Below are 15,570 nucleotides of genomic sequence, written 5' to 3' on the forward strand. Positions count from 1 at the left end.
ATATTATTTTTCTGATTTATATTCATAATTGTAATAACCATAATAACCATAAGCATTGCTAGATTTTTTAACAATCCCGTTAAATACAACTCCTTTAACGTCTATGCCGTTTTGTTCAAAACGATTGCGTGTTAATTCGAGTTCTTTTATATGGTTTTGTCCAAAGCGTGTAACCAGCAATGTACTACCAGCGTGAGCACTTACAATTGCAGGATCTGTTACAGCAAGAATTGGCGGGGTATCTATAATAACTAAATCGTACTTATTACTTACTTTCTCAACAAGTTTGCTAAAGTTCTCATGCATTAATAGCTCAGAAGGGTTTGGAGGGATCTGCCCTCTAGTAATAACGTCCAAGTTTGCAACTTGACTATGCTTAACTACTTCTTCTAACTGCAACCGGCCAGATAAAAAATCACTTAAACCATTATCCCAATTCATACCGAATTGAGTCTGTAAATACCCTTTACGCATATCTGCATCTATAATCAATACCTTTTTTTCACTTTGCGCTAGTACTGTTGCTAAATTTATCGAAATAAATGATTTTCCGACACCTGGACTTGGCCCCGATATCGCAATAATATTGTTTTTCGCTTCCATCATGGCAAAATGAAGACTCGTTCTTAGGCTTCGCAGAGCTTCAATTGATAAATCTGCTGGGTTATCTACAGCAAGTATTGACTTCGCTTTTTGAGCCTTTCCTTTGCGGGCTTTTGCAAAGCCTGTCAACTTAACTTGATATTCTGAGTAAGGTACACTGGCATATACCGGTAATCCTAGAGCTTCTATTTCACTTGGGTCTTCAATGCCTTTATGCATTACCTTTTGAATTAGCACAATTGCTACAGCAAGCATGCCCCCTAATATAGTTGCAATAACAACAATCAGTGCTTTTTGAGGCTTAACCGGCTTTGAGCGGTTTACTTCAGCATAATCGATTATTCTTACATTTCCTACAGTACCTGCACGCACTATATCAAGCTCTTGGGTTTTTGCTAGAAGCAGCGTATAAATCTCATTATTTACTTCAACGTCGCGAGTTAAACGCAGTAACTCTTGCTGAGTTTCTGGTAAAACTTGCACTTCACCAGCTAACTTACGCTTCTGCGCTTTTACAACATTAATCTGTTCCATCACCCCACTATACGACGGGTGCTCTTTTTTAAATTTTCGCCCTAACTCTAGCCGCTTTAAATCTAACTCTTGTAGCTTTGTATCTAACTTTACAATTTGCTCTAAAACAGCTTGAGTTTCTAATGATATATCAACTGATTCTCGCTTTACTTGATATTCATTAAATAGCTGTTCAGCTTCTTCAAGTTGTTTTTTAACTTCCGGCAGCTGTACATTTAAAAACTCAAGAGACTTTTGTGCCTCCGCGCTATTTCTTTCAACATTTCTACGAACATAAACGCTTGCAACTTTATCAAGCACCTGTTCCGCATAAATTGAATCCTCATTCTGAAGACTTAAATTTACGATCCCAGAGTCTTTCCCTTTTTCACTGGCACCGATTGCTGACTGTAAATCTAATACCGTGTTTAAACGGTCTTTTTTAGTAATATAAAACTCAGTGCCTGACCTTGCTACTAAAGATTTTACTGTAAGTGAAAACATTCCATTAGTCAGTTCTTCCCCAACATCACCACTCAAAATTACTTTTCCATTACTATCAAGCAACTCTAAATGATTGTTTCCTTTTGCGACAAGTATAAACTGCTGCCCAACAGCATTAACTGGTAAATCAAACCTAAAAATCTCTAATTGCTCTCCTCCCCACGCATAACTATCTCCGCCAAAGCTTGGCTGAGCTAATTCTCCTGGTTCACTTGGTGAAAATGAGCGAAACATCCTCCCACCAATAATAGGGAAGTATTTATATTTGATTGCAACATCAAGCTTTAACGAATCAACCGCTTCGCCAATAATAGAGCGTGATTTGAGTAACTCTATTTCAGTTACAGCTGCAGAGGTGCTTTCGAACATACCTGACATATCATCAAAGCCAGGCACTGAACCTCCTTTCTCTTCTACTTGAATCATTGCTGTTGCTTGATAAATCGGTGTACTTAAAAGTGCATAAGCAACACCAATCAGCATAAATAATGAAGTAACGCTAACGATAAAAAGCTTTCTATCAAGCAATGCACCAAACAAGGCCACTAAATCAATTTCTTGCGAATCTTGCGTGGCTTGCTCTCTCACTGGCTTTGTTTGTTGATTGGTAACAAAATTAGGCTGAGCATTCATAAACGCACCTTTTCCTTATAAATACTTTTGCCAAGCGCCACAGGCGCTATCAATTAATTCATATACATGTTCAAACGCTTCTCGCGACTGACGATACGGATCGGGAATTTCTTTATCGTTTAACCATTTACCAAGTAAAAATGTTTTACCTCTCGCTTGGGGGTATCGACTACACAAGTCTGATAGGTGCCTTTGCTCCATCACTAAAATCACCCCATTTTCAGCGATCAAAGACGCAGTTAATTGTCTACCTTTATGCTCAGACATATCAATACTTTGTAAAGACGCCAGCTCTATCGCTGTTGCATCGGCACCTTTTCCTTCAAGAGCGGTTAACCCTGCCGAAGAAACTCTAATAAGCTTATCTTGTAATTTATGCTTCAAAATATACTCTGCAGTAGGGCTGCGACATATATTACCAGCGCAAACCACTAAAATACTATCAAACATACTATGTCCTTACTGGTTTTCGATATCTTGTAACGCATCCACCGTTGAAAGTGATGGTAATAATAAACTGATTACACGATTCCAACGCGCAAGTGGCGCACTGGTCACATATATTATATCACGGGGCTGCAACTCAAATTGTTCGGCCATTACGAGTGCCGCGATGCTTTTCGCATCTAGCTGATACACGTCGGCTAACACACCATCACGCTCAAAGTCACGCTTTCGTAATACAAACACGCCTCTGGCATTGGCTGTAGTTTCATTTAAGCCGCCCGTTTCACTGAGTGCTTGCGCTAAGTTCAGGCCATAACGAGTAACTTGTACCGTACCTGCACGCTTCACATCACCTAGTACAAATACAGTTTGCTTATCGTTACGAGATATATGAATAATATCGCCATGTTGTAATAATCGGTTTTGCGAGATATCACCAGCAGAATAAAACGCATTCAATTTGATATTTTCGGTTACATCACCACGTGTGAAGCTAACGTGTTGCCAATCTGCATTTTCTGTTAAACCACCAGCCTGACTTACCGCATCAATAAGTGTTAACGGCGTTTCTGTAATTGCATATACGCCTGGTTTATTAACTTCACCAGTTACATAGGTACGCTGACTTTTAAAGCCGACAACTTTTACGTCAACTTGTGGATCCTCAATTACACGACTCAAACGCGTTATTAACTCGTGACGTACTTGGCTAACTGTTTTGCCTGCAGCTTTAATGCCTGGCGCATACGCAAAATTAAGGCTGCCATCAGCTTGCACTCTGAAGCCATCAAATTCAGCAGTTCTTTGCACTGCTGCGGGTATAGTCAACTCAGGGTGATCCCAGACGCCAACACTGAGAACATCACCAACCCCTAACTTATACTCATAATTAGTAACATCAACATTTTGCAGAGATGATTTTTGAGCAATAGATGCATTATGTTGTAAGTTTGCTTTTTGTGAACGAATGAGGTGGGAGTCAATCATTTTAACGTTGACATGTTCTAATTCCTGTTGGGCATTATTATAGTCTTGCCCACCACTTAGCCCTTCAAAGTGGCTACCAGGAATAATATTACAACCAGAAAGAGAAATAAGTGCGAGTGATGAAAGTAGTTTAATACAACATTTAGCCATTTTTATTCCATATAGCTTTTTAAAGACAGTTATCTACCGAATTAGAACACGAGCACAGTAAGACCGCAAGTACAACGCACTTACTTGTTAACAGCTCATTAAAAAAACCTTAGCTTACAGGCCATTCTTTATTCAGTAAATTTAAACAATACAATATGGAAGAAATATGGAATTTAGAGCAACCTTGCCTAAATGGGCATATTCCTGTTCTATTTACAGTCATAAATAGATGAGGAATCACAGCAATCCATAGCCTGCCAAAAGGACCTATAATATTTAACGCACATTATAGTTTTAAATTTCTCTTTGTAAAGTAACAAGACGTAAATTAATTACAAAAACCTAATGATACACAGCTTAATCTTTACGGGTATTCTTGCTAAAAATAACGTAGAAGGACATTCAGTAACATACGCCTTCATACCTTGACTGTATTCACATCGAACGACAAGATTACTTCGACAATACCAATTTTAAGTTGTACATGATTGTGTTTAATAAAACAGTCGCATGCTCACTTGAGCTACTCTCCACATAACACCGTAACTCCGGCGCATTACCTGAAGACCTAAGATGCACGGACAGCCCATCGAATGTCATCTTTATACCATCAATATTGCTAATCGCTATGCCCCCCTTCGAATTAACCCCTAACTGTTTTAACAATGCCCTAGGAGTTTGTTCTGCTTTTTCTAATAATAATTGACTTTTAGCAGATGGAATATTCTGAACACGATCGCTGTCAGTGAAGCACTCTGGTAGTTCTTTCAAACTTAATGATAATGCCTCTTTCTTTGCCACAACATCAGCAAAAACAATTAAAGCAGGTAATAGTGCATCACGAGTTACCAATGCATTAAGCTTTGCGCCATTAAATCGAATATCAGAGCCGAGTAAAAATCCGCCATTGGCTTCAAAACCAGCAATAGAATGCACTGTCGTTAATTCATGAACACTGTTATCATCAATGCCCTCTTTTATTTTTGTATAACAATGGGAAGCAAATGCACTTATTACATATGGTGAACCAATTTTAGTACGAACAACTTGTTTAAAAGCTTGGCTCAACTCTATTGCACTGTTACAACTAACAGGAACTGCGAGTACTTCAATACCTAGAGCTTTTGCGCATAATAGCCCCAATATATCACCTCTAAACCAATGACCCTTTTCATCCGCAACTAAAGGTCTATCGCCATCACCATCCGTTGAAAACAACATATCAAGTTGATACTCATTAACCCACAGCTGTGCCTTTTGCTTATCTTCAATCGAAACAGCTTCAGTATCAATTGGAACAAATTCGTCACTTCTTCCTAGAGGTATAACGTGAGCGTTTAATTGAGTGAATATTTTTGCATATAAATCCCTTCCAGCACTTGAGTGCTCATAAACACCAACACGCAATCCCTTAAAAATATTTTTATCAAACAATGAAGTATATCGTTCTATGTAGCGCTCTTCTGCAACTTTACTTATAAATAATTCATTTTGGAGGATCACTGATTTGAATTCAACACTCGCATTTAAAATGCTGGCTTCATCGTCTTTCGTGATCTCCCCATCAGGACGATAAAACTTCAAGCCGTTACGATCAAAAGGAATATGACTTCCTGTAACCATTATTGCTGGAATGCGATCACACATAGCGCTATATGCTAATGCTGGCGTGGGAACGACACCAAAGTATATTACTTTAATATTCAGTTGTGATAATGACGCAGCGCAAGCTTGGGCCATTTTGACGCTACTTGGCCGGTTATCAATTGCAATCGCAACTTCATCAAAATCAAAAGACGCTTGCATTACATTGATAAAATTTACCGTAAAAGCGGCACATACATCTTTGGTGAGTTTTTCAACTAAGCCTCTTACACCGCTTGTGCCAAACGAGACTCCGCTTTGCTTAATAACCACAGCACTAAATAACATGATGGCAAATTTACCGTAAACACTTTAGATTAAACTCGACCATAACGATCTTCAAAACGTACAATATCATCTTCCTTTAAATAGCGCCCAGATTGCACTTCTATTATTTCCAAGTCGATTTTCCCTGGGTTCTCTAAAGCGTGTACTGCAGCAATTGGAATATACACTGACTCGTTTTCAGTTACTAATTGCTCTTTACCATCAATTGTAACCTTTGCTGTACCTGACACAATAACCCAATGTTCAGCTCGATGATGGTGCATTTGCACACTTAACTTTGCTCCTGGTTTTACTGTGATCCTCTTTACTTGGAAGCATTCCCCACTATCTATCGAATCATACTTCCCCCAAGGTCGATATACTTCTCGGTGGTATTTAACCTCTTCTCTTGCATTTTTTTTCAATGCTTGCACAATCGACCCGATCTCTTGAACGCAAGATTTATTGGTAACCAGAATCGAGTCTTTTGTTGATACAATTATTAGATCTTTAACACCGGCAGCCACAACAAGCTTACTATCGGTATGAATAAATGAGTTTTCGCAGTCTACATGATAGACATCACCAGAAAATACATTGCCACCATTGTCCTTTTCGGATATTTTCCAAAGCGCTTCAAACCCGCCTACATCATTCCATTTCGCATTCATTGGTACCATAACGGCATCTGGTGTATGCTCCATAATTGCATAATCTATAGATTCATCAGGGCATGCCATAAAAGCGTTTTTATCGATGCGGATAAAGTCCAAGTCTAGCTTTTGTACTTCCGTGGCCTTTTTACATGCTGAGAAGATATCCGGTCTATATTCATTAAGAGCGTCAAGGTAACGGCTAGCTCGAAACAAAAACATGCCACTATTCCAGCAATATTCCCCAGACAGTAAGTATTGCTCTGCGACTTCTCTGCTCGGCTTTTCAACAAATTGCTCTACAATGTAACCACTACCACATTGAACACCTCTTTTAATATATCCATATCCCGTTTCTGGCGTATTGGCATCAACTCCGAAAACCACGAGTTTTCCTACTGCAGCATGTTCAGCGCCAGCTTGAACTGAATGCTGAAACGCATCAATATCGCCAATAACATGATCTGCAGCAAGTATAAGAAGGAGTGGATCCTGACTATTTTTTATGGCTTGAAATGCGGCTAATGCAATTGCAGGTGCTGTATTACGTCCCTCAGGCTCTAAAAAAATCCCTCCCAACGTCTTATCCAACTGTCGCAGCTGCTCTGCTGCAATAAAGCGGTGTTCCTCATTGCATATAATTAGCGGCGGTTCATGGGCAATGCCGTTTAATCTGCATATAGTTTGTTGCAGCATTGAATTCTGGCTATTGTCGAGCGACAAAAACTGCTTCGGATAGTTTTCCCTAGATAATGGCCACAATCGCTTACCAGAGCCGCCCGCCATTATAACTGGTAGAATTTTTTCATCATGATGCATAATAAAACGACTTATTTCAGACTAATGACAGTGGGTATGAACTCAATCACTACCAAATATATCCCGAGTATATACTTTTTCTTGCACATCAATAAGCTCATCAACCATCCTATTTGACACTATAATATCGCAGCGTGCCTTAAGCTCATTTAAAGAGACCACAACTTCTGAATTAAAAAAATGTGTTTCATTGTAGGTTGGCTCATAAACGATGACTGTAATCCCCTTCATTTTCAAACGCTTCATAATTCCTTGGATAGCTGATGCACGAAAGTTGTCAGATCCAGATTTCATAACTAGTCGGTAAATACCAACGATATTTGGCGCTTTAGACAAAATAGAATTTGCGATGAAGTCTTTTCTTGTAGTATTTGCTTCAACGATTGCACCTATCATATTATTCGGTACATTTTCATAATTAGCGAGAAGTTGCTTAGTATCTTTAGGAAGGCAATATCCACCATATCCAAAAGAGGGATTATTGTAATGACTACCGATCCGAGAATCTAAGCCGACACCTTCAATTATTTGCCTACTATCTAAGTTATGGGCTTCCGCATAGCTATCTAACTCATTAAAGTAAGCCACCCTCATAGCTAAGTACGTGTTTGAAAAAAGCTTTATTGCTTCAGCTTCGGTAGACTCTGTGAGTAGTATAGGAGTATCTTGTTTTTTTGCGCCTTGAAGTAAAAGTTGTGCAAACTTTTCAGCATGTTTTGTTTTACCGCCAACGATGATGCGTGAAGGGTACAAATTATCATGCAATGCACTTCCTTCTCTTAAAAATTCTGGCGAAAAGTAAATTTTTAAGTCAGGAAAACGTTGTTGTAAACTTGCCGTATAGCCTACCGGTACTGTTGATTTAATGATAACTACGCTATTTGGCGATACTTTCTTTATATCAATGAGTACCGATTCTACTGATGACGTATCAAAATAATTTGTATCAGGGTCGTAATCAGTTGGTGTAGAGATAATAACAAAATCACTGTTTTGATACGCAGCAGCCTTATTGGTCGTGGCCTCAAAACTTATATCATCTCTGGCTAAAAACGCACTGATCTCATTATCTATTATCGGAGACTGTTTATCGTTTAATAGTTGTATCTTTCTATCATCAATGTCACAAGCTACAACCCTATTATGCTGTGCGAGCAAAAGTGCATTTGAGAGCCCTACATATCCCGTTCCTGCAACCGAAATTTTAATCACTTCCTGCCATCCTTTCCATGAATATTATTGGCTATCTAATACGGCTTTACGCTGTAAAGTCAAACGTGTTTTTTCAAAGGCATACCTATGGGGGTAAAAGGTCGTTAAAATCACGACCAAACCAACTACTGCATAAACACTATTAATAGAGCTTACCGACATACCATTTAGAAATAAGATAGCTAACACGCACTTTCTTGCTCTTGAAGGCACTAAACTAATTTTCATTAAATGGTTAATGATAAAAAAAACAATAAAAAGACCGAAAACCCCGTGATCAAACACTTGCCTCATTATATACGAATGTAAAATTACTGAATAACATACACTTGGGTCTTTTGCACTAAAGAGCGACTCATAAAAAACGAGTCTGTCACATACTGATTCTGGTAACGCAGTAAGTGGGGTAGAGCCAAACAAGAAATTTAACCAACCCCAATCTTCTATAGCAAATAGAAAGCCTTGAGCAAAAACAACACGATCTATTGCGCTCACATCTCCCCCTGATAAGCGACTTACAAGTACAGCGATAACACCAATACCAACCATGCCAATAGGAAACAACTTCAGAAATGTTTTAAAGTTAAATGAATGAATTGACAATAAAGCAATCATTGCAAAATACGAAACAACACCAGAGCGGGAGCCTGACATAAAAATAATGAGTGTTAATAAAACCCATTGAACAGTAGTAAGCTTTTTCTCAAGTGACCAAACTGCCAAAGAAATAAATAACATAGTCATTATTTCAAAATTATTTTCAACAAAAACGCCAGGTCTCTTTATTTCAGAAAAAACCAACCAAATTATATATTTACATAAAAAAATCCACAGTAAAGCATTAAAAAGCGTCAAAACCTGCTTTTTTGTAAATAAACACTTCCCTGAAAAAAACGCTAATATCATCATGTATATAAATGATTTATATGCAAGTAAATAATCTTGTAAATGCACGAGGTGAAAATATGCTATCGCGAATGTGTATGTAATATACAGAAAGCAACCAGCAACAACTAGCCAAGCACTCGCGTGCATTTTTTTCGCAAGCAGTAATAAACTCACTAAGAGCATAAGCTCAAACAACATATTTGTTGGTAACGGGTTATAGTACGTATAAGAAATAAAACTCGCTACAGACATTATGATAATAAACAATAAATAGTTATTTCTTATCATCTTTAAATGCTTCTAATTTCTTAATTGCTGACACTCCATCTAAACCATGCTCTAAAGCTAGCTCTCTCGTTCTAGATGGTCGGGTTATAAGCAACTCATAATGCTTAAGGGCTAATTTAGCTACATCCTCAGGTTTATCTACAATATAGATACCGTAACTTTCTAGCTCACCCCCTCCAATTCTCTCTTCTAAATCATATGCTAAGCCAACATCCTTAGTAACAATTACAATACAATTGGCTAACATTGCTTCGGCCATACAATAAGAGTATGTTTCTATCATAGAAGGGATCAATACGACCTTCGCTTGTGTGTAAAATTCAACCATCTTATCATAACTTAACTCCCCTTCATCATGGTTTATCATTAAGTGATGACACGACTTGATTAAACCATAGCCTTTAATTTCTTCATGCTTCCTGTTAGGAAAGAAAAATAAGTTAGAATCTTCATTAGAAGAAATTAAAGGAAAGCGAGTACCAAAATGAATTATATCCTTATCGCAGGTCCCCAAGGCTTTTGCTTGCAATTTTGATAAACAAAGTGTTTTATTTGCTAAATGTACACACACCGAGGTTAAACGTTTAGACGCGATAATACGCCGAATAATGTGAATCTCACTCTTTAGTCTGTTTGGAAATAACGGTTCCCCTTCGTGGGGTACAAATACTACATTTTTACCCAGCAATCGAAATATGGGTGCAAATAATAAACATAAAAACACGTAGTTTATTACTATTGTGTCGCATCTTGCTCCCTTTCGAATTATTCGAAAAAAATCTCCAACAATACTTTTGAGTGATTTAGAGAAAAATTCAAAGTGAACATCTTCATCTTCTCTCATTTGCTCCGCCAATAGCCCTACACCATTTTGAACACTTGATATAAATGAGACAACCAACACACTTTTTCCCATTATACACCTCTTTTTCCACGCAATTGGCGCTTAATGAACACAGCTAGGAATATCAATAACCTTTTACTCATTGCTAAATATTTAGTCGCACCATGAGCATGCATTTTAATTACCCTGTAATCTTCCTTTATCATACGCCGCATATTACTTGATATACTCCCCGGTACTTGTCGGTAAAACGCATACCTTCCGCCGATTAAACGCAGCAATTTTTTGTGTTTAGTTGCTTTTAAAAAGAAATCATGGTCTTCAATTACAACATTTTCTGAAAAGCCACCTAACTCCAAAAAAGTTGATTTTCTAATAGCACAACCAATAATGCTATACTTTTCCCCAGCTTTACTTCCCCAACCAAATAAAGCATCATAAAAACTCAAAGTATCGTTGCTCCGACTGCAACTCGCTGAATAATTAATCTCACTGATATCATGGAAAAAACAAACGGGTGAAAAAGCTACGTCAATCCCTTCATCAAAATGGGGGATTAACTGCTCAACAAACCCATGACCGAGTAAATCATCACCTCCTAAAACAACCAATATGTTTCCCGATGCCATTGAGGCCGCTCGATTCAGTGTTTTAACTTGACGTAAATTAACATCATTTTTATACACTGCTAGCCTTGGTTCATTTTTGGCGCACTCTTGTAAGATACTAAACGTAGCATCCGCTGAACAATCATCAATTGCAATAATCTCGTCTTCATCACGAATAGCAGCTAATACACTAGAAATTGTCTCGCTCACAAACCGTTGTTGATTGTAAAAAGGAATAATAACCGTAAATTTCAAAATAGCTTCCAATTAACGCTTCATAATACGTTTGGTTAAAATAAAAAGAGTAGCCGCAGCCCTTAACAGCCCTTTATAGAAAATTGTTGAAGTCAACAAACGTAAATATATCGGGCGGAGAAATAATACTTTGCTAGAAAAAATTTGTTTTATAATGCTTAGGCAGTCATGTATTAAGCATTCAACCTGTTGAATTTGCTCTGGCTGCATTCGAGATTTATGTTCATACATAAGAATATAGGCAGACCAAACACAAAGCATAAACTGAGCACAAAAACGCGGTTTCATTCGCTCATATACGCCCTGCTTACTAAGCAATTCCTTCAGCTTTAGTTGGTTTTCTAATAATCCAAACCTAGCCATAGAAAAAGATTTTGTTGATGAGTCATCATGTTGGCGGTATAAGTACCTCGCTGAACTAAAGGCGATTTTTTTACATAGTAAAAACAACTCTCTGGTTGTCAGCTCGTCACCATGCAAATTAGATTCATCGTATCGAATATCTGAGAATAAGCCTGCTCGATACATAGCGACGCCATGAATACTCCAATCTAAAGACAATTCAGTTGCATCAACTCCAGTTACAGAGCCCTTTATTGGGACCTGTTTGAATTTATTCTCATTCAAATCACCATCCCAATAATATAAATCAAATAACCCAGCGTCAGCGTCTGCCTGAATAATAGCCTTCAATAATAACTCAATTGCATCATTTACTAGTGCATCATCAGCATCTACCATGCAAATATAATCTCCATTTGCATGTTTAAGCGCCAAATTACGGGCACTCGACGCACCACCATTCTCTTTAGTAAAAACTTTTATTTGTTCATGTTTAGAAGAGAGTGAATTCAATATATCTAGAGTGTTATCAGTAGAGCCATCATCTACACAAAGTAACTCAATATTTCCATAACTTTGAGATATAACAGATTTAATACTCTTCTCTAAAAAACCACTTGCGTTATAGCAAGGCATAAGTACAGAAACAACAGCGTTTTTTGTGCCTCGCATTACGGCTCCATTTTTTTGAAATGCTTAAAGAAAACGACCCATACAATTACTGCATAGATAAAATAAGTCACAGCATACGCTTCTGAGACACCAACAAAGCCTCGTAACTCTACAAAGTACATAGTTAGAAATGCAAAGCCAAAGCTCGCAAATACTTCACAAAATGCATTCATTTTAAAGTAGCCTTTCGCAAGCATTAATAAAGCACCCACATGGCTTATAATACGAATAATATCGCCGATTATCTGAGCTTTAAATAACACTTTAGCGGCTAAAAACTCACCTGTAGCTAGTAATAAAATAAAAAACTCTCTTAATATATAGATAACACTACCACCCATTAATGCTAACGAGACAACAAGTGCCAACACATGTACCGTTGCCTTTTTAAGCACTTTTTTACTCGTAGCCTTTGATAGTTTAGGGTAGTAATAAACTCCTATTGCAGTTATTAAAATAGATAAATATGCTGTTGATATATTCCATACTAATTGCCATTGCCCTACAGCATTAATAGAAGTATTTGAGGCTAGAGTATCCCTCACTAAAATAAGAGAAATAGGGCCTGTTAGCGCTCCAACCAGACCTAAACCTAGGTACTTCGACATAACTTTCACATCATCGCTACTGCTCGACCCGACCCAGTTTTTTAGTCTAAACCATGGCGCTTTGAAAACCCTAAATATGACGACTACTCCTGCGATAGCGTTATTAAACGCAACAGCAACTAACCCTCCATATAGACCATATAGATAAACTAACAATACGGCGATTAGGCATGAAATCACGGTAGAGATCATCAATGTGGTAATATATTTTGCGTGCTCTTCCCTGCCGTTAAGCACCGCAAGTAATAATGAATTGGCTACATTTAACGGTAGCATAAAAAGAACCGCCAAAATCACCCAATAAAGAGCTGTATTTTCAAATAATAACTCAGCAATATATTTTGAATTTAATGCAATAAGTGGAGCAATTATTATAAAAGTAAAAAAAATCAGTGTGATTGTAGCGCGCCAATATTGAACCGGGTTCTCTTTATATTCCGCTGTGTAGCGAGATACACCTTGAGATAATTGATTACTCATCACCCCATTTAGGCCATTTACAAAACTTTGTAGCTGGCCAACTAACGCCATCCCCTCAGGCCCTGCATATAAAGCAACAAATTTAGAAACTACAAACCCTTTCAACATATTAAGTAGAGTTAACACCCCACTTAATATGGTAACGCTGAACAGCTTCATAAAGTGAAACTATTTACTGCTTTTACAACAAGTTCGACCTGTGAATCTGACATCGTCGGGTCAATTGGCAAAGATAAAACTGTATTATGTAACGCCTCCGAAACGGGCAATTTCAATCCTTTCAATTCGGAATACGCTTCTTGATGATGTGGGGCTATTGGGTAATGGATCAAGCATTGTACGCCATGTTCCTGTAAATGTCTTTGCAGCGCATTTCTGTGTTCCAATTGAACTACAAACAAGTGCCATACATGAGACTCTTCATTTTCAACCTTAGGTAAAACTACCAAAGGATTATTAATTTTCGTTGAATAACGCTGGGCAATTGACCTACGGCTTGCTATTTCATCATCGAGATAAGTAAGCTTTACTTTTAAGAATGCAGCCTGAATTTCATCAAGCCGTGAGTTCGATCCAAGATAAAGGTTTTTATAGCGTTCATGTGATCCATAATTCCGTAACGCTCTTAATACTTCAGCCAACTCAGCATCATCCGTGGTTATTGCGCCAGCATCGCCTAGCGCACCTAAATTTTTACCTGGATAAAAACTAAAGCCCGCGGCTTCTCCAAAACTACCAGCCTTCTTACCATTTATTGTTGCCCCGTGAGATTGTGCAGCATCCTCGATAACTAGTAGTTGGTTTTCCTTCGAAAATGCGCAAATAGCTTCCATATCACTCATCTGACCATACAAGTGCACAACCATTACCGCTTTCACCCGTTTAGTAAGATGAGCAGCCATCATATTGACATCGATATTAAACGTTTCAGGGTTTGGTTCTACCAAAATAGGAATCAAGCCATTTTTAGATATTGCCATAATAGAAGCAATGTAGGTATTTGCTGGTACTAAAACCTCATCCCCTTTACTTAACTTCCCCATTTCAAGCCAAGCTTGCAAAGTTAATGTTAATGCATCTAAACCGTTTGCGACTCCGACGCAATATTGCGTTTGACAATACGCTGCAAATTCTGCTTCAAAGGACTCAAGCTCAGCGCCACATAAATACCACCCAGATTGAATAACACGTTGTGCAGCTTTCTCTAGCTCTTTTTGATATTGAGCATTAATAGCTCGTAAATTTAAAAATGGAACTTGAATTGACATGGGGTACTCACTATTGAAGAAAAGTTGACTTATTTATTATTTAAATAACGTGTAACTCGCGCAGGGTTACCTATAACGACAGCATTATCAGGAACTGACTTAGTAACAACTGAACCAGCCCCAACCATAGCATTAACGCCAATGGTAACTCCTGGTAAAATGGTTGCGTTGGCACCTATTGAGGCACCTTTTTTAAGGGTTGTATTCATGAATTTTTCTGGATACTCTTTTGAACGAGGCATCATATCATTGGTAAATGTAGCATTTGGGCCAATAAATACACCATCTTCAATTCGTATCCCATTCCATAAATACACGCCAGATTTTATAGTTACGTTATCGCCTATAACCACATCATTTTCCACCAAGGTATGCGCACAAATATTGACATTCCTACCAATTTGAGCACCATCGAACACAACAGCAAACTGCCAAATTGTAGTACCGGCTCCAATATGCTCTGTTTTTACATCCGAAAGGGGGTGAATCATATTAATTTATCCAGCGCAAAAATTCATCGTAATCTCGAAGGTAATCGGATTCATCGTACTCTTCACTTGCCAAGACCATTAATACACAATCGCTTGTGAAATTATGCATCTCCCTCCATACAACACCATCAACTAACACACCTTTTTCCGGAGAATCTAGTTTTATAGTTTGCCGAACAGAGCCATTATCTAAGACTAAGTCACACGCACCAGACACAGTAAAAATGACCTGCTTAAGCGCTTTGTGCGCATGAAAGCCCCTTGACTCTCCAGCTTTTGTCGCATATATATAGTAGATACGCTTGATATCAAATGGTATTTCCTTACCAACCTCAAGTGAAATCAAAGAGCCTCGACTATCACCTTTTGGGTCAAAGTTAAACAACTCGAACAT

14 protein-coding genes are annotated in these 15,570 nt (G+C 38.0%); all 14 read right to left on the minus strand.

Translation table 11 applies throughout. The annotated features are described in order from the left end of the window. Positions 1-3: 3 nt before the first annotated feature. A complete protein-coding gene (locus tag PAUR_RS14680; RefSeq protein WP_192508420.1) occupies positions 4-2,253 on the minus strand; it encodes a polysaccharide biosynthesis tyrosine autokinase in 2,250 nt (749 codons plus the stop codon). A 15-nt stretch (positions 2,254-2,268) separates the two neighbouring features. Beyond that, on the minus strand, positions 2,269-2,703 hold the full coding sequence (locus PAUR_RS14685; RefSeq protein ID WP_192508421.1) for a low molecular weight protein-tyrosine-phosphatase: 435 nt from the start codon (positions 2,701-2,703) through the stop codon (positions 2,269-2,271). A 9-nt stretch (positions 2,704-2,712) separates the two neighbouring features. Continuing rightward, positions 2,713-3,837, minus strand: a complete 1,125-nt coding sequence (locus PAUR_RS14690) for a polysaccharide export protein (protein WP_192508422.1) — start codon at positions 3,835-3,837, stop codon at positions 2,713-2,715. A gap of 453 nt (positions 3,838-4,290) precedes the next feature. Then, positions 4,291-5,769, minus strand: coding sequence for a phosphomannomutase (locus PAUR_RS14695; RefSeq protein ID WP_192508423.1), 1,479 nt, complete (start codon positions 5,767-5,769; stop codon positions 4,291-4,293). Between the two features lie 29 nt (positions 5,770-5,798). Further along, on the minus strand, positions 5,799-7,220 hold the full coding sequence (locus PAUR_RS14700) for a mannose-1-phosphate guanylyltransferase/mannose-6-phosphate isomerase (RefSeq protein WP_192508424.1): 1,422 nt from the start codon (positions 7,218-7,220) through the stop codon (positions 5,799-5,801). Between the two features lie 42 nt (positions 7,221-7,262). Next, positions 7,263-8,429: a nucleotide sugar dehydrogenase gene (locus PAUR_RS14705; RefSeq protein ID WP_192508594.1), complete on the minus strand. Its 1,167-nt coding sequence runs from the start codon at positions 8,427-8,429 to the stop codon at positions 7,263-7,265. Positions 8,430-8,456: 27 nt separating this feature from the next. Continuing rightward, positions 8,457-9,608 carry a hypothetical protein gene (locus PAUR_RS23615; protein ID WP_225738362.1) on the minus strand — a complete coding sequence of 384 codons (1,152 nt, stop codon included), beginning with the start codon at positions 9,606-9,608 and terminating at the stop codon, positions 8,457-8,459. Continuing rightward, positions 9,595-10,524: a glycosyltransferase family protein gene (locus tag PAUR_RS14715; protein ID WP_192508426.1), complete on the minus strand. Its 930-nt coding sequence runs from the start codon at positions 10,522-10,524 to the stop codon at positions 9,595-9,597. The genes PAUR_RS23615 and PAUR_RS14715 overlap by 14 nt, the downstream gene beginning before the upstream one ends. Further along, the gene (locus PAUR_RS14720) at positions 10,524-11,315 is read right to left on the minus strand and encodes a glycosyltransferase family 2 protein (protein WP_192508427.1); all 792 of its coding nucleotides are present in this window, start codon (positions 11,313-11,315) and stop codon (positions 10,524-10,526) included. Before PAUR_RS14720 ends, PAUR_RS14715 begins: the two co-directional genes overlap by 1 nt. Positions 11,316-11,327: 12 nt before the next feature. After that, on the minus strand, positions 11,328-12,329 hold the full coding sequence (locus tag PAUR_RS14725; protein WP_192508428.1) for a glycosyltransferase family 2 protein: 1,002 nt from the start codon (positions 12,327-12,329) through the stop codon (positions 11,328-11,330). Continuing rightward, the gene (locus tag PAUR_RS14730; RefSeq protein ID WP_192508429.1) at positions 12,329-13,576 is read right to left on the minus strand and encodes an O-antigen translocase; all 1,248 of its coding nucleotides are present in this window, start codon (positions 13,574-13,576) and stop codon (positions 12,329-12,331) included. Before PAUR_RS14730 ends, PAUR_RS14725 begins: the two co-directional genes overlap by 1 nt. Continuing rightward, positions 13,573-14,685: a DegT/DnrJ/EryC1/StrS family aminotransferase gene (locus PAUR_RS14735; RefSeq protein WP_192508430.1), complete on the minus strand. Its 1,113-nt coding sequence runs from the start codon at positions 14,683-14,685 to the stop codon at positions 13,573-13,575. Before PAUR_RS14735 ends, PAUR_RS14730 begins: the two co-directional genes overlap by 4 nt. A gap of 29 nt (positions 14,686-14,714) precedes the next feature. Further along, positions 14,715-15,176 (minus strand): acyltransferase, encoded by a 462-nt coding sequence (locus PAUR_RS14740; protein WP_192508431.1) that lies wholly within the window; start codon positions 15,174-15,176, stop codon positions 14,715-14,717. Position 15,177: 1 nt separating this feature from the next. Further along, the gene (locus PAUR_RS14745) at positions 15,178-15,570 is read right to left on the minus strand and encodes a sugar 3,4-ketoisomerase (RefSeq protein ID WP_192508432.1); all 393 of its coding nucleotides are present in this window, start codon (positions 15,568-15,570) and stop codon (positions 15,178-15,180) included.

The sequence above is a fragment of the Pseudoalteromonas aurantia 208 genome (assembly GCF_014858725.1).
Classification (GTDB): domain Bacteria; phylum Pseudomonadota; class Gammaproteobacteria; order Enterobacterales; family Alteromonadaceae; genus Pseudoalteromonas; species Pseudoalteromonas aurantia.

Coding starts and splice junctions, on each gene's coding strand:
- PAUR_RS14680 (WP_192508420.1), bottom strand. CDS start 2,253: ATGAATGCTCAGCCTAATTTTGTTACCAATCAACAAACAAAGCCAGTG.
- PAUR_RS14685 (WP_192508421.1), bottom strand. CDS start 2,703: ATGTTTGATAGTATTTTAGTGGTTTGCGCTGGTAATATATGTCGCAGC.
- PAUR_RS14690 (WP_192508422.1), bottom strand. CDS start 3,837: ATGGCTAAATGTTGTATTAAACTACTTTCATCACTCGCACTTATTTCT.
- PAUR_RS14695 (WP_192508423.1), bottom strand. CDS start 5,769: ATGTTATTTAGTGCTGTGGTTATTAAGCAAAGCGGAGTCTCGTTTGGC.
- PAUR_RS14700 (WP_192508424.1), bottom strand. CDS start 7,220: ATGCATCATGATGAAAAAATTCTACCAGTTATAATGGCGGGCGGCTCT.
- PAUR_RS23615 (WP_225738362.1), bottom strand. CDS start 9,608: ATGATAAGAAATAACTATTTATTGTTTATTATCATAATGTCTGTAGCG.
- PAUR_RS14715 (WP_192508426.1), bottom strand. CDS start 10,524: ATGGGAAAAAGTGTGTTGGTTGTCTCATTTATATCAAGTGTTCAAAAT.
- PAUR_RS14725 (WP_192508428.1), bottom strand. CDS start 12,329: ATGCGAGGCACAAAAAACGCTGTTGTTTCTGTACTTATGCCTTGCTAT.
- PAUR_RS14730 (WP_192508429.1), bottom strand. CDS start 13,576: ATGAAGCTGTTCAGCGTTACCATATTAAGTGGGGTGTTAACTCTACTT.
- PAUR_RS14735 (WP_192508430.1), bottom strand. CDS start 14,685: ATGTCAATTCAAGTTCCATTTTTAAATTTACGAGCTATTAATGCTCAA.
- PAUR_RS14740 (WP_192508431.1), bottom strand. CDS start 15,176: ATGATTCACCCCCTTTCGGATGTAAAAACAGAGCATATTGGAGCCGGT.
- PAUR_RS14745 (WP_192508432.1), bottom strand. CDS start 15,570: ATGTTCGAGTTGTTTAACTTTGACCCAAAAGGTGATAGTCGAGGCTCT.